Raw genomic sequence first — 14750 nt, 5'->3', positions numbered from 1 at the left:
CTTGAGCCCATGTGTGCAGAATAAACAGAAATCGGGCCCCGTCCGGCGGCGAATGGAGGGAGTTTGTCCTGGCTCACGCCGCTGCGGCGGTAGAATGCCGCTTTCAGTCAGGAATCACCGAGAGCACCATGGACAATGCAGAACAGATGGAAGTACGTTTCGTCGATATCGAAATTAAGCTGGCGCAGCAGGAAGACCTGGTCGAGTCGCTGAACCAGATGGTGTACCAGCAGGGCAAGCGCATCGACCAGTTGGAAGCGATGCTGCACAAGCTGGGCGAGCACGTGCGCGACGGGACGCAGCAGGCAAATGGCGGACTGGTCAACGAGCGTCCGCCGCATTACTAAATCGGCATCGTGGTGCGAAGGGCATGAAAACCATTCATTACCCGCCGACCCGCTACGGTCGGTTTTGCTGGTGACGCAAGTGTGTCAGGCTGTTATTATTTCAGGCTGGCCCGCGACACAATCGCGGCTCTCTTGCGTTTCTTGAAAGAAGACATGACCCGTCCAACAATGCTCGTCATCGCCGCCAGCCTGATGCTGGCGCCAGCCGCTTTTGCCGCTACCGCCACTACCGCGCCAACCACTGCCGCTACCGCGGCGGCAGCCTTGCCCGTTTCAAACCCGTTTGCTCAAGCGAGCAGTCTGCCATTCAACTATCCACCGTTCGACAAGGTGCAGGACGCCGACTACGCGCCCGCCTTTGCGGCCGGCATGGCCGCCAACCTGGCGGAAATCAATGCGATTGCGAATAACAAGAAGCCAGCTACGTTCGACAACACCATCGTCGCCATGGAGCGCTCGGGCCAGTTGCTGAGCCGCGTGCGCACCGTGTTTTCCGTGATGTCCGGCTCCAACACGAATGACACGATCCAGAGCCTGGAACGCGAGCTGGCGCCGAAGATGGCGGCCCACAGCGACGCGATCATGCTCAACGACAAATTGTTCAAGCGCATCGCTACCCTGTACGCCAAGCGCGACAAGCTGGGCCTCGATGCCGAATCGAAACGCTTGCTGGAACGCTATCACACGGACTTCGTGCGCGCGGGCGCCAAGTTGTCGGCGGCCGATAAAGAAAAGCTGCGCGCCTACAACGGCCAGTTGGCGGCCCTGTCGACCAAGTTCGCGCAGAACGTGCTGAAAGAATTGAACGCTTCGGCCGTCGTCGTCGATACGCGCGAAGAGCTCGACGGCCTGTCGCCGGCCGCCATCGAAGTGGCCGCCGGCCTGGCCAAGAAGCGTGGCCTGGATGGCAAGTATGTGATCGCCCTCGTCAACACGACGGGCCAGGCGCCGCTGTCGCTGCTGACCAACCGCGCCGTCCGCGAACGCATCATGGCCGCTTCGCAAGCGCGCGGCAGCCGTGGCGGCGAGTTCGACAATACCCAGGAAGTGCTGGAACTGGCAAAACTGCGTGCCGAACGTGCCGCGCTGATGGGCTACCCGAATTACGCGGCCTACTCGCTGGAAGACCAGACGGCGCACGACACCACCGCCGTGAACGCCCTGCTGGGCGAATTGGCGAAGCCGGCCGTCGTCAATGCGCGCCGTGAAGCGGACGATATCCAGAAGGTCATCGATGCAGGAAAAGGCGGCTTCAAGGTGGGCGCCGCCGACTGGGCTTTCTATAGCGACAAGGTGCGCGCCGAACGCTACAACTTCGACGAGACTCAATTAAAACCGTACTTTGAAATGCACAGCGTGCTGACCAAGGGCGTGTTCTTTGCCGCTGGCAAACTGTACGGTTTGAGCTTCAAGCAGCGCACCGACTTGCCCGTCTACACGTCCGACATGCTGGTGTACGACGTTTTCAACGAAGACGGCACGCAGCTGGCCATCTTTACCCTGGACCCTTATGCGCGCAGCAACAAGCGCGGTGGTGCCTGGGCGAACGCCTATGTGGGCCAGTCGAGCTTGCTGAACCGCAAGCCGGTGATTGCGAATAACCTCAACATTCCAAAGCCGGAAGCGGGCCAGCCGACCCTGATGACGTTTGACGAAGTCAACACCATGTTCCACGAATTCGGCCATGCGCTGCACGGCATGTTTTCGAACGTGAAATACCCGCGCTTCGCCGGCACCAGCGTGCCGCGCGACTTCGTCGAATACCCGTCGCAAGTCAATGAAATGTGGGCGCTGTGGCCGGAAGTGCTGCAAAACTATGCCAAGCACTATCAGACGGGCGCGGCCATCCCGGCTGAGTTGCTGGCGAAAGTGACGGCGGCCGACAATTTCAACCAGGGCTATAAAACCACGGAATACCTGGCATCGGCCCTGCTGGACCAGCGCTGGCACCAGTTGACCCCGGCACAGATCCCCACCGATGTGCTCGCGTTTGAGAAAGCCGCCTTGACGGACGCGGGCGTCGATTTCGCGCCGGCGCCGCCGCGCTACCGCACCACCTACTTCTCGCACGCGTTCGCGGGCGGTTATTCGGCCGGCTACTACGCGTATCTGTGGTCGGAAAAGCTTGATGCCGACACGGTCGAGTGGTTCAAGGAAAACGGCGGCCTGACGCGCAAGAACGGCGACTGGTTCAGAGCCAAGTTGCTGTCGCGCGGCGGTAGCGCCGATGCGCTCGACATCTACCGCAACTTCCGTGGCCGCGATGCGAAGATCGAGCCGCTGCTGGAACGTCGTGGCTTGAACGGCAAGTAAGTGGTGTGATTCCGGCGACAAAGCCGGGTGCATGAAAATGGCCGCCAAGCAATTGGTGGCCATTTTTATTTGGAGATTTTGATGACAAACCGTGGTAAACCGTGCATTTGGCGTGATGCACCACAGGATCGCCCATGTTGGATGACGCCTGTGTGACAGGCTGCTATGATCTGCCACTGGCCCGCGACGTGATCGCGGTTCTTCCCGCGCTTCCTGAAAGATGTCATGATCCGTCCACAACTGCTCGTCATCGCCGCCAGCGTCATGCTGGCCCACGCCGCTCCGTCCGCCATGGCTGCCGCCACGGCAAAATCCGCGCCTGCCGCCGCCGTCAGCGCCCAGAACCCCCTGCTCAAAGTGAGTCCGCTGCCGTTCCAGATGCCGCAGTTCGGCCTGATCAAGGATGCGCACTACGCGCCGGCGTTTGCCGAAGGCATGAAACGCCAGTTGGCCGAAGTCAATGCGATTGCCAGCAACCGCCAGGCGCCCACGTTTGAAAACACCATCGTGGCCCTCGAGCGCACGGGGCAGCTGTTGCACCGCGTGAATAGCATCTTCAGCAACATGACCTCGACCAACACGAATAGCGTGCTCGAAGCGGTGGAAGTGGACGTGTCGCCGAAACTGGCCGCGCATGGCGATGCGATCACCCTGAATCCGAAACTGTTTACCCGCATCGACACCCTGTACGCCAAGCGCGACAAGCTGGGCCTCGATGCCGAATCCTTGCGCTTGCTGGAACGCTATCACACAGATTTCGTGCGCGCCGGCGCCAAGCTGTCCGATGCGGACAAGGAAAAATTGAAAGCCTACAATGCCGAGCAGGCGGGCCTGGAAACGGCCTTCGCGCAAAACGTGCTGAAGGAAACGAATGCCAAGAGCATCGTCGTAGATACGCGCGCCGAGCTGGCCGGCATGACGGATAGCGATATCGACACGGCCGCCGCCGCCGCCAAGGAGCGCGGCTTGAATGGTAAGTTCCTCATCGCCCTGGTCAACACCAGTGGCCAGCCACCGCTGGCCGTATTGACGGATCGCAAGACACGCCAGCGTTTGATGGATGCGTCGCTGAATCGGGGCAGCCAGGGCGGCGAGTTCGACAACCGCGCCATCGTGCTGAAGCTGGCAAAACTGCGCGCTGAACGGGCCAGCCTGCTCGGCTACGCCAACTACGCCGCGTATTCGCTGGAAGACCAGACGGCCAAGACGACCACGGCCGTCAACACCTTGCTGTCGGAACTGGCGAAACCTGCCGTCGCCAATGCGCGCCGCGAAGCGGCCGACTTGCAGCAAGTGGTCGATGCGGAAAAGGGCGGTTTCCAGGTGGCGGCCGCCGACTGGGCCATTTACACGGACAAGCTGCGCAAGCAACGTTTCAATTTCGATGAAAACGAGTTGAAACCGTACCTGGAACTCAACAGCGTGTTGAACAACGGCGTCTTCTTTGCCGCCAATAAACTGTATGGCATCAGCTTCAAGCAGCGTACTGATCTACCGGTGTACAACCCGGACGTGCGCGTCTACGACGTGCTCGACGCCAACGGCAAGCCGCTGGCCCTGTTCATCGCCGACTTCTATGCGCGCGGCAACAAGCATGGTGGCGCGTGGATGAATGAATATGTGTCGCAATCGTCGTTGATGGGCACGCATCCCGTCGTCGCCAACCAATTGAATATTCCCAAGCCGCCCGCCGGTCAGCCGACCTTGCTGACGTTCGATGAAGTGACGACCATGTTCCACGAATTCGGTCATGCGCTGCACGGCATGTTTTCGAACGTGAAATACCCGCGCTTTGCCGGCACCAGCGTGCCGAGCGACTTCGTCGAGTATCCATCGCAAGTCAATGAAATGTGGGCCGTCTGGCCGGAAGTGCTGCAAAACTATGCCAAGCACTACCAGAGCGGCGCGGCCATGCCGCAGGAATTGCTCGATAAAGTCACGGCGGCGAAGAAATTCAACCAGGGTTTCATGACCACCGAATACCTGTCGGCGGCCCTGCTGGACCAGCGCTGGCACCAGCTGGCGCCGAGCCAGATCCCGACCGACGTGCTGGCCTTTGAAGCGGCATCGTTGAAGGATGCGGGCGTCGACTACGCACCCGTGCCGCCGCGCTACCGCACCAGCTACTTCTCGCACAGCTTCTCGGGTGGCTATTCGGCAGCCTACTACGCCTACCTGTGGTCGGAAAAGCTGGATGCGGAATCGGTCAACTGGTTCAAGGAAAACGGCGGCCTGACGCGCAAGAATGGCGATTGGTTCCGCAGCAAATTGCTGTCGCGTGGCGGCAGCGTCGATGCGCTGCAACTGTTCCGCGACTTCCGCGGCCGCGATGCCACCGTGGAACCGCTGCTGGAACGCCGCGGCTTGAATGCCAAGTAGGCCGTCCTCATCTGAAGCTTGCGCTGCGTTGACATGGCGCACGCAAGCTTTCCGTGCCGGCGGCGTAGAATTGAGTAAGATGTCAATGAAGATGTAAATAAGAAGGCAGTTGAAAGAGTATATGAGTCAGCAAGATTTGAATGGCATTACCCTGGAGGGTATCGTGACGCGCCTGCACGCCCATTACGGTTGGGACGGCTTGGCCAAGCACATCGATATCAATTGCTTTATCAGCGATCCCAGCATCAAGTCGAGCCTGAAGTTTTTGCGCAAGACCCCGTGGGCCAGGAGCAAGGTGGAACAGCTGTACCTGGACACGCAATTTACTGACTGACAGGAAAAGATATGGATAGCAAACTCAAGGAATCGCTGCAACAGCTGCATTCGACACTCGCAACCAGCGGCCCCGTCGATGAAGAACTGCATGGTTTGCTGAAAAAACTTGATGTCGACATCAAGTTGTTGATGGAAAAGCGCGCCGCGCAGGAACAGGACGAAGAGTCGACAACGTATGGATTGGCCGAGCGCAGCCAGGAATTGTCGGCCAAGTTCGCCGTCAAGCATCCGAAACTGGAGCCTGCGCTGCGAGAATTAGGTGAGATTTTAGCTAATATGGGTATTTGAGCAAGGCATGGGAAATGCCGGGCCCGTTCCTGCGGGAAAGGGCCACATTTCCCCAAGTGATTGAAAAATAAACGTTTTTTATACGAAAATCCAACAGTAAAAAGCCGGCCGTCAGGTTGGAAATGGCCAATTCCGGTACAATTCGTACCCTATGAGCTCCCCTACCAATTTATTTGCGACCGTTCCCAAGCGGTCTGCCCGCGCTGCCGTGGCGCCTTTCCTGCCGATGTCGCGTGCCGAGATGGATGCGCTGGGCTGGGACCAGTGCGACGTCATCCTCGTCACGGGCGACGCCTACATCGACCATCCGAGTTTCGGCATGGCCCTGGTGGGTCGCCTGCTCGAAGCGCAAGGCTACCGCGTCGGCATCATCAGCCAGCCGGACTGGCTGTCGGCCGACGCCTTCCGCATCCTCGGCAAGCCGCGCCTGTACTACGGCATTACCGCCGGCAACATGGATTCCATGGTCAACCAGTACACGGCCGATCGCAAGATCCGCTCCGACGACGCCTACACGGCGAATGCCGAGCCGAATAAACGCCCGGACCGCGCCGTGACTGTGTACGCCCAGCGCGCGCGCGAAGCGTATCCCGACGTGCCGGTGGTGATCGGCAGCATCGAGGCGTCCCTGCGCCGCATCGCCCATTATGATTACTGGTCGGACAAGGTCCGCCGTTCCGTCCTGCCCGATTCCAAGGCTGATTTGTTGATCTTTGGCAATGCCGAACGGGCGCTGGTCGACCTGACGCACCGCCTCGCCGCCGGCGAAGCGATCAAGGATATCCGCGACTTGCGCGGTACGGCCTTCATGGTGCCGTCCGGCTGGCTGCCCGGCGACGATTGGGGCGTGCACAATTCCACCCGCGTCGACGTGCCCGGCAAGGTCGACCCGCACTACAGCCCGTACGAGATGGTGCAGGAAGACAAGACCGCCTGCGCCACGGAAAATGCCTCGAAATCGGCCGAAGTCATCAAGCCGATCCGCATCATGAGCCGCGAAGAGCGCCTGGCCATGGCTAAGGAAAAGCACGACAAGACCGTCGTACGCCTGCCCGCCTACGACGTCGTCAAGGATGACCCGGTGATGTATGCGCACGCCTCGCGCGTGTTCCACCTGGAATCGAATCCCGGCAATGCGCGCGCCATGGTGCAGGCGCACGGCGAACGCGACGTGTGGCTCAATCCGCCGCCGCTGCCGCTGGCCATGGACGAGATGGATGGCGTGTACGACATGAATTATGCGCGCGCGCCGCACCCGAGCTATGGCAAGGCGCACATCCCGGCCTGGGAAATGATCCGCTTCTCCGTCAACATCATGCGCGGCTGCTTCGGCGGCTGCACCTTTTGCTCGATCACCGAGCATGAAGGGCGCATCATCCAGAGCCGTTCGGAACCGTCGATCTTGCGCGAGATTGAGCATATCCGCGATAAAACCAAAGGCTTTACGGGCACCATTTCGGATATGGGTGGCCCCACGGCGAATATGTACCGCCTGGCTTGCAAGGAAAAAGAAATCGAAGTGTCGTGCCGCCGCCTGTCGTGCGTGTACCCGTCCATCTGCGTGAATCTGGGCACGGACCACAGCAAGCTCATTTCCCTGTACCGCAAGGCGCGCGCCATTCCCGGCATCAAGAAAGTGCTGATCAGCTCGGGCTTGCGCTACGACCTGGCCGTGCGTTCGCCCGAGTACGTGAAGGAACTGGTGACGCATCACGTCGGCGGTTTGCTGAAGATCGCGCCCGAGCACACGGAAGAGGGCACTTTGTCGAAGATGATGAAGCCCGGCATCGGCGCGTATGACGAGTTCAAGGAAATGTTTGACCGTTTCTCGCTGGAAGCGGGCAAGAAGCAGTATTTGATCCCGTACTTCATCGCCGCCCATCCGGGCACGACGGACCTGGACATGCTGAACCTGGCCCTGTGGCTGAAGAAAAACAATTTCAAGCTTGACCAGGTGCAAACCTTCATGCCCACGCCGATGGCCATGGCCACGACGATGTATCACACGCGCAAGAATCCTTTGCGCAAGGTGACGGCAGATTCGGAAGTGGTGGAAACGGCGCGCAGCGGCAAGATCCGCCGCACGCACAAGGCTTTCCTGCGCTACCAGGATCCGGCCAACTGGCCCATCCTGCGCGAAGCGCTGGTCAACATGGGCCGTGGCGACTTGATCGGCAATGGCGACAAGCATTTGATACCCGCCTGGACCTCGTCGGAGTCGGGCGGCCTGGCCGCAGGCGAACGCAGCCGCCAGACGCATGGCGCCGGCACGCCGGACAAGTTCAAGGTCACGCCGGGCAAGAACCGCATCGCCCTGGGCGGTACGGCAGCGGCGCCGAAAGTCACGGCTGTCGAATCGACAGTGCGTCCATCGATCTTGTCGACCATCAAGACCCGTGCCAAGCCGGCCGCCGTGCCGATGGGCCGGGGCAGCAAGCCGCCCGCCAAGGGCGGCCATGCCACGCCGGCACGGGGCGGACGCAAGTAAGCTGCCTTCGGCCCTTGGGCATAGCCTGAAAACCCGGCAACGCGTACTGCGTTGCCGGGTTTTTTGCTCTCTGCGCACCAAGATGGGGCGCGGCACCTCCTTGGCGGCAGGATTTTTAGCAATATTTAAAAATTGAATAGAGCAAAAGGCAATTTTCCCTTGTGGCAACTTGGTGTTTGAAAATATACTCGTTGAATATTTAGCCGTACGGCAACAATGCTGCCATTCTGGCAAGCGATACAGGCGTACGGCGTCAGCGTTGATATGAAAAGAGATGCCAATTGAAATGCCTTTCCTGCCAGGCCGAGAATAAACCGGGCGCAAAATTCTGTTCTTCCTGCGGCACGACGTTTGCCGTTGCCACGACCGTTGCCACCACGGTGCCAGGCAAATCCTGTGGCCAGTGCGGCCACGATTGCAAGGCCGATGCCAAATTCTGCCCCAAGTGCGCGTTCAGCTTTGCCGTGGCGCCAGTGGCGTCGCCGGAGCCGATTCTTGAGCCGATTCCTGAACCAGTGCGTGTGTTCGTTCCTGAGCCCGCGCCAGTGGTAGAAGTGGTCGCGGAAGTTGTCCCGGAACCCATTCCTATTCACATTCTCGTCTCCATCCCGGAGCCGGTCGCGCCGCCACCACCGCCGGTGCTGGAAAAGCGCCATGTCGATCCCGTGCCTGCGCCGGAACCAGAAGCCACTCCCGCACCAGTGACAGACAGCGTTCCCGACCTGCCAGTTGACAGCCAAACGGGCGGCAATCGCATAAAACTGATCGCCGCCGCCGTCGCCGCCGTGGTGCTGCTGGGCGGTGCGGGCGCTTACTATTTCTTGTCAGGCAAGCCTGCTGCACCGGCATCCGAACCCGCTCCAGCCTTGCCCGCGTTGGAGGACCCTGCGCCTGCCGCCGAGCAGCCGCTGGCCATCAGCGACCCTGCGCTCGATGGCGCCACGACGGCCGATTTTACCGCGACACCTGCCGCGGCTGCAGACGAACCCGCGCCAGTGCCGGCGGCTGCACCTGCACCGGCACCTGCTCCGGCCCCCGAGCCGGCACCGGCACCCGTCGTGGAAAAACCAGCCAAGCCCGTCAAAGCCGTGCCGCCACCGGCGCCTGTCAAACAGACTACCGGCCTGGAAAGCGTGATCACGGAAAGCCTGTCGGAAGCGAGTCACTGCATGAGCCAGCGCAAATACGACTGTGCCATTGCCAACGCGAATGCCGTGTTGCGCATGGACACTGGCAACCGCTACGCGCTCGACATCAAGCGCAAGGCGAAAGAAGCGCAAGACAAGGCGCTGTCGCAAATCCAGATCGAGTAAGCCACGCTGCTTGCCCCCCTATTTTGTTCCTCCCGGAGAATAACGTGAAAAACTTGAAACAAATTGCCAAACCCATGGTGGCGTTGCTGGTCGTGTCCTCGATGCTGGCCGGTTGCGCCGCGCCGGGCGGCCCAGGCGCCACCGGCACCACCACCGCAGGCACGGAAGCGGCCAGCGGTGAATGCAATACGGCCATGCTGGCCGGCATCGGCGCCGTCGTCGGCGGCTTGCTGGGCGGTGGCAACAATACCGTGCGCGGCGCGGCCTTGGGCGCCAGCCTGGGTGCGCTCGCCTGCGTGGCCTTGAATTATCAAAGCCAGCAAGTCAAGACGGCGCAGCAGGTGCAGACCGACTACAAGGTGGCCAACAAGGGCAAGCTGCCCGAGCAGTCGACCCTGGTGAAATATGAGACAGGCTTTACGCCGTCCTCCGTGCGTCCGGGCCAGAAGGCGCAGACCAATTCGTATATTGAAGTGGCGGCCGGCACGCGCGATCCGTATCCGCTGGTGGAAGAAGAATTGAGCCTGTACAAGCCAAATGGCGAGCTGATCAAAACTGTGCGCAAAGTGGTCAGCAGCAACAACGGCAGCGGCGCCTACAAGGGCGGCTTCTCGATTCCCATGCCCGAAGGCGTGCCGCAGGGTATTTACCCCGTGCGTACCGCCTTGTACCTGAATAGCAAGCGTGTCGGTGGACAGGACGTCAAGCTGCAGATCGTCCAGCGCCAGGCGCCTGCGAGCGAGCTGCAACTGGCGCTTGCCTACTAACATAGATAGCAATACCACGGGGCGGCCAGGCAGGCCGTCCCATCCCGATTGACCCCTTCCAGGCTAGACATGACCATTTCCACAGAAGCACATAAACCGTTTCCCTTTTCCTCCGCCGTGGGATCGCTGATCGAAGCGACCGACGCCATCAAGAACTTCCGCGCGATTGCCCTGCTGGCCCTGACCTTCATCGGCGCCGTGCTCGTCGGTGGCGTGCTGACGATGCTCGCCGGCAGCATGAGCAGTGTCGTGCTGGCCTTCCTGGGCGGCCTGATGGCTTTCCTGGTGATGTTTTACGGCTCCAACGCCGTGGGCATCTTGCTGATGCGCGATGTGCAGGGCCAGCCTGGCCTGAGCCTGGTTGATGCCGTGCTCGTCTCGCTGTACACCAGCCACCGCCTGATCGCGGTCGTCTTCCTAGAATTTTTGATCGTGCTGGCGGCCATGATCGCCATCGCCATCATCTTGTTCGTCTGCAAGATCCCCGTGCTCGGCCCCGTGCTGTACGCGGTGGTCTTCCCGCTGTCGGCCATCGTGCTGGGCGTGCTGGTGTTTGCGCTGTTCTACGTGATGCTGCCGCTGGCCGGCCCTGCCGCCTGGTCGGGCGCCAGCGTGTTCCAGATCATTGCCCGCCTGAACCTGATCGTGCGCACCAAGCTGGTCTCGGTGATCTTGCTGGAAGTGCTGCTGTTCCTGATCACCTCGTTTGCCGCGCTGCTGATCTTTGGCGTGCTGGGCACGGGCGTGTCGCTGACCACGGGCATGTCGGCCGGCATCCTTGGCCTGGGCAACCAGATGAACATGTTTTCCCTGACTTCGGGTCTGAACGGCGGTTCCGGGTATATCATCGCTGCCGGCCTGGGCGGCGGCTTGCTGATGGCGGCCGCGGCCGTGGTGCCGGGCCTGATCTTTACCAAGGGCGTGTGCATCATTTACCTGAACGCCACGCGCAATGTCGATTTCAGCGCCTCCGAAGCGAGCCTGAACGACGGCCTGGCCGTGGTCAAGAAGAAAGCCGAGGAAGCGCGTGAACGTGCGCGTGCCCTGGCCGAGCAGGCGACGGCACCAGCCGCTCCAGCCGCCCCGGCAGCGCCAGCCGCTGCACCGGCTGACAGCCTGCAATGCCCGAGCTGCAAGGCACCTGTCGCATCCGACGATGCGTTCTGCGGCGAATGCGCGCATCAACTCAAGTAAGGCATACCATGGCTCACTTTTGCACCAAATGCGGCACCGCCTATGTCCCCGGCGCGCGCTTTTGCGATGAATGCGGCAAGGCCTTGAACGCCGTGCCGTCGCCCGGACCTGCGCCGGCACCCGCCGCGCCTGCCAAGCCGGCTGGTGTCCAGCGGCGCCACCTCATCCTGGCCGGCGGCGCGCTGGCGGTGGTCATCGTGGCCGGTGGCGCCCTGGCGTGGCTGCTGGCGCCAGAGGCGGCCTCGGCCAGCAGTTTCAGCCGCGCCATCAATGCCCACCTGGCGACCGACGAGACGGCGCGCGACAAGTTGCTGTGCCTCACCAATTTGCCGTACCAGAAGGAAGAAATTCGCGTGGCCTCGTACGACAGTTCGACTCGGCAATGGCTGGATATCCTCGTGCGTGGCGGGCTGTACGCCGCTCCCGTCGAACAAGGCAGTGGTGGCTGGCTTGCGCAATCGCAATTTGTCTACGCGCTGGCCGCACCGGGCAAGGCCGCCTTGCGCGGCGACAAGCTATGCGTGGCCAAGGGCGTGAAAGTGGCCAAGGTCAGCGGCTACGATCAGGTGCGCGACCTGGGCACACAGCAAGTGGCGATGGCCAAGGCCACGCTGGCGTTGACCGATGAGGCGGCGTGGTTCGCCAAGTCGGCGGACCGCGCGCTGATCCTGCAACGCTTGCCGGACGGCGACCTGGAAGTGCGGTTGCCGCTGGCGCTGGTCGACAAGCAGTGGCAAGTCATCGACGAAGCGCAGATGAGCCAGGCGGCCATGACCGGTGTGATAGGCAAAGCACCGGCCGTGCAGGGCGCGGGCATGCTGGACAAGCTGAAGAGCGTGTTCCGCTTTGGCGGCCACCCGGCGGTGGGGAAATGGCAGGCGGCGATGGGCAATGTCCTGGAATTTACACGCGACAGCGTGATCAATAACGGGACCTCGACCAAGGCCACCTTCACCACCAAAGGCAATACCGTGACGATCGCGCCGGAAGGTGCGGGTGATGCGGCCATGGACATTATCGTCAGCGACGATGGCAGCACGGCGCAGATCAGCATGGGCGGCATGCGGGTGACGACCCTGCGGCGCATGCGCGACTAAGCGGCGATCCAGGCGGCGCAGCTTGCCGCCTGGCACAGTCCCCGCAGCCCGGTCATGCCGGGCTTTTTTACGCCCGTCAGGCAGCGGCGCAGCGACTGGTTTATCTTGACATCAAGATAGTCTGCGATCACACTGGGCTTTTATCTTAACGTCGAGATAGTATATGTCCGCCTCCGCTGCCCGTCCCGCCTGGGGCGATATCGTGCTCACGGCGCTGGCGCCCCTGATCTGGGGTTCCACGTATATCGTCACGTCCGAATTGCTGCCGCCCGATCGCCCCTTCACGGCGGCCTTGATCCGCGTGCTGCCGGCAGGCTTGCTGTTGCTGCTCCTGATGCGGCGCCTGCCCGCGCGGTGCGACTGGGGCCGCGTGCTGATTCTTTCCGCACTGAATATCGGCGTGTTCCAGGCGCTGCTGTTCGTGGCCGCCTACCGCTTGCCGGGCGGCCTGGCGGCCGTGGTGGGGGCCATCCAGCCGCTGTTGGTGATGGGCCTGGCCTGGGGCGTGGAAGGGCGCCGTCCGGCCCGCCTTGCGCTGCTGGCCAGCGTGCTGGGCGTGGCCGGCATGGGCGTCCTGTTGTTGTCGCCGCGCACGGTGTGGGAACCCATCGGCATCGCCGCAGCACTGGGCGGCACGGCCTGCATGGCGGCTGGCACTTACCTGACGCGGCGCTGGAGGCCGGACTTGCCCGTGCTGGCGCTGACGGGCTGGCAATTGCTGCTCGGCGGCCTGATGCTGGCGCCCGTCGCCTTGCTGGCCGACGCACCCTTGCCAGCGCTATCCTTGCAGCAAGTCCTGGCCTATGCCTACCTGTGCCTGGCCGGCGCCTTGCTGGCGTATGCCTTATGGTTCCGTGGCATCGCCCGCCTGTCGCCCGTTGCCGTCTCGTCGCTGGGCTTGCTCAGTCCCCTGATGGCTGTCGTGCTGGGCTGGGCCTTGCTGGGCCAGGCCATGACGGGCTGGTCGATGCTGGGCTTGCTGCTGGTGCTGGCCAGCGTGCTGGCCGTGCAGTGGGCCAGCGCCCGTCCCGCAACAACCCCCTGATTTCCGTCCATTTCCCCCAGGCAGGCTGATCGCATCGGCCTGCCTGTTCTCCTCTGGGCATTCCTTTTTTGCTGCACCGCACATACAGTTTTGCTTGCACTGATATAGCGCATTGAGGCACTATTCGCATCGCGCAAACGTTTGCGCGCAATGAAATTTCATAAAAGCATGCTCTACACGTGCTTGACCAACAACTCTGGAGACGCTCATGACATCCCGTATTCGCCTGAAAATGATTGCCGCCGCTGTCCTGGTGTGTGCCTTGCCCGCCGTGCCAGCCATGGCGCAGACACCTGCCAAACCGAAGGTGGCGCTGGTGATGAAGTCGCTCGCCAATGAATTTTTCCTGACCATGGAAAACGGCGCCAAGGCGCATCAGAAGGCGAATGCCGCCAAGTACGACTTGCTGTCGAACGGCATCAAGGATGAAACGGATACGTCGAGCCAGATCAAATTGGTCGAGCAAATGATCGTCTCGCGCGTCAACGCGCTGGTGATCGCGCCGGCCGATTCGAAAGCGCTGGTGCCGGTGCTGAAGAAAGCCATCGACGCGGGCATCATCGTCGTCAATATCGACAACAAGCTCGACGAGGGCGCCCTGAAAGAGAAGGGCATCACCGTGCCGTTCGTCGGTCCGGACAACCGCAAGGGCGCCAAGGTGGTCGGCGACTACCTGGCCAAGCAAATCAAGAAGGGCGATCCGGTCGGCATCCTCGAAGGCGTCTCCACCACCTACAATGCGCAGCAGCGCACCCTGGGTTTCCAGGACGCCATGAATGCGGCCGGCGCCAAGGTCGTCAGCGTGCAGTCGGGCCAGTGGGAAATCGCCCCTGCCAACACGGTGGCGGCCGCCATGCTGAACGCCAACCCGAATATCAAGGCTTTGCTGTGCGGTAACGACAACATGGCCATCGGCGCCATTTCCGCCATCAAGGCGGCCGGCAAGACTGGCAAAGTGCTGGTCGTCGGCTACGACAACATCAACGCCATCAAGCCGATGCTGGCCGATGGCCGCGTGCTGGCTACCGCCGACCAGTTCGGTTCGCAGCAAGCCGTGTTCGGTATCGAGACCGTGCTCAAAGCCCTGGCGCAAAAGAAGAAACAGGCCGAGCTTGGTGGCGTCATCGAAACCAAGGTCGAACTGGTCGCCAAGGGCGCCCAGTCCTGATCGCCTGATCGTTTG

12 protein-coding genes are annotated in these 14750 nt (G+C 61.7%); all 12 read left to right on the top strand.

Annotated elements, in window-relative coordinates:
- The first annotated feature begins 128 nt into the window (after positions 1–128).
- Complete coding sequence (locus tag ACP7DE_RS21200) at positions 129–347, top strand: SlyX family protein (RefSeq protein ID WP_426073938.1); 219 nt, start codon at positions 129–131, stop codon at positions 345–347.
- Positions 348–515: 168 nt separating this feature from the next.
- Entirely contained in the window at positions 516–2660 is a 2145-nt protein-coding gene (locus tag ACP7DE_RS21195; RefSeq protein WP_426074006.1) for a M3 family metallopeptidase, read from the top strand.
- A gap of 225 nt (positions 2661–2885) precedes the next feature.
- Positions 2886–5039: a M3 family metallopeptidase gene (locus tag ACP7DE_RS21190; protein WP_426073937.1), complete on the top strand. Its 2154-nt coding sequence runs from the start codon at positions 2886–2888 to the stop codon at positions 5037–5039.
- A 121-nt stretch (positions 5040–5160) separates the two neighbouring features.
- Positions 5161–5373, top strand: coding sequence for a VF530 family DNA-binding protein (locus tag ACP7DE_RS21185; protein ID WP_071326083.1), 213 nt, complete (start codon positions 5161–5163; stop codon positions 5371–5373).
- An 11-nt stretch (positions 5374–5384) separates the two neighbouring features.
- Positions 5385–5663: a DUF4404 family protein gene (locus ACP7DE_RS21180; protein WP_426073936.1), complete on the top strand. Its 279-nt coding sequence runs from the start codon at positions 5385–5387 to the stop codon at positions 5661–5663.
- A 226-nt stretch (positions 5664–5889) separates the two neighbouring features.
- Positions 5890–8151, top strand: a complete 2262-nt coding sequence (locus ACP7DE_RS21175; protein WP_426074005.1) for a YgiQ family radical SAM protein — start codon at positions 5890–5892, stop codon at positions 8149–8151.
- A gap of 281 nt (positions 8152–8432) precedes the next feature.
- Positions 8433–9464 (top strand): zinc ribbon domain-containing protein, encoded by a 1032-nt coding sequence (locus ACP7DE_RS21170; protein WP_426073935.1) that lies wholly within the window; start codon positions 8433–8435, stop codon positions 9462–9464.
- Positions 9465–9508: 44 nt separating this feature from the next.
- Positions 9509–10231 (top strand): hypothetical protein, encoded by a 723-nt coding sequence (locus ACP7DE_RS21165; protein ID WP_426073934.1) that lies wholly within the window; start codon positions 9509–9511, stop codon positions 10229–10231.
- A 69-nt stretch (positions 10232–10300) separates the two neighbouring features.
- Positions 10301–11425 (top strand): hypothetical protein, encoded by a 1125-nt coding sequence (locus ACP7DE_RS21160; protein WP_426073933.1) that lies wholly within the window; start codon positions 10301–10303, stop codon positions 11423–11425.
- An 8-nt stretch (positions 11426–11433) separates the two neighbouring features.
- Positions 11434–12522 (top strand): zinc-ribbon domain-containing protein, encoded by a 1089-nt coding sequence (locus ACP7DE_RS21155; protein ID WP_426073932.1) that lies wholly within the window; start codon positions 11434–11436, stop codon positions 12520–12522.
- A gap of 163 nt (positions 12523–12685) precedes the next feature.
- Complete coding sequence (locus ACP7DE_RS21150) at positions 12686–13567, top strand: EamA family transporter (protein WP_426073931.1); 882 nt, start codon at positions 12686–12688, stop codon at positions 13565–13567.
- Between the two features lie 208 nt (positions 13568–13775).
- Positions 13776–14735, top strand: a complete 960-nt coding sequence (locus ACP7DE_RS21145; RefSeq protein WP_426073930.1) for a sugar ABC transporter substrate-binding protein — start codon at positions 13776–13778, stop codon at positions 14733–14735.
- Positions 14736–14750: the final 15 nt, after the last annotated feature.

This window comes from Janthinobacterium sp. DSP2-3-3 (assembly GCF_049897325.1).
Lineage (GTDB): Bacteria > Pseudomonadota > Gammaproteobacteria > Burkholderiales > Burkholderiaceae_D > Janthinobacterium.
The sequence above is the reverse complement of the archived record's forward strand: the minus strand, read 5'-3'. Positions and strand labels throughout refer to the sequence as shown.

Bases quoted from the DNA above. Each gene is read 5' to 3' on its own strand.
- ACP7DE_RS21200 (WP_426073938.1), top strand. From the start codon at position 129: ATGGACAATGCAGAACAGATGGAAGTACGTTTCGTCGATATCGAAATT.
- ACP7DE_RS21195 (WP_426074006.1), top strand. From the start codon at position 516: ATGCTCGTCATCGCCGCCAGCCTGATGCTGGCGCCAGCCGCTTTTGCC.
- ACP7DE_RS21190 (WP_426073937.1), top strand. From the start codon at position 2,886: ATGATCCGTCCACAACTGCTCGTCATCGCCGCCAGCGTCATGCTGGCC.
- ACP7DE_RS21185 (WP_071326083.1), top strand. From the start codon at position 5,161: ATGAGTCAGCAAGATTTGAATGGCATTACCCTGGAGGGTATCGTGACG.
- ACP7DE_RS21180 (WP_426073936.1), top strand. From the start codon at position 5,385: ATGGATAGCAAACTCAAGGAATCGCTGCAACAGCTGCATTCGACACTC.
- ACP7DE_RS21175 (WP_426074005.1), top strand. From the start codon at position 5,890: ATGTCGCGTGCCGAGATGGATGCGCTGGGCTGGGACCAGTGCGACGTC.
- ACP7DE_RS21160 (WP_426073933.1), top strand. From the start codon at position 10,301: ATGACCATTTCCACAGAAGCACATAAACCGTTTCCCTTTTCCTCCGCC.
- ACP7DE_RS21155 (WP_426073932.1), top strand. From the start codon at position 11,434: ATGGCTCACTTTTGCACCAAATGCGGCACCGCCTATGTCCCCGGCGCG.
- ACP7DE_RS21150 (WP_426073931.1), top strand. From the start codon at position 12,686: ATGTCCGCCTCCGCTGCCCGTCCCGCCTGGGGCGATATCGTGCTCACG.
- ACP7DE_RS21145 (WP_426073930.1), top strand. From the start codon at position 13,776: ATGACATCCCGTATTCGCCTGAAAATGATTGCCGCCGCTGTCCTGGTG.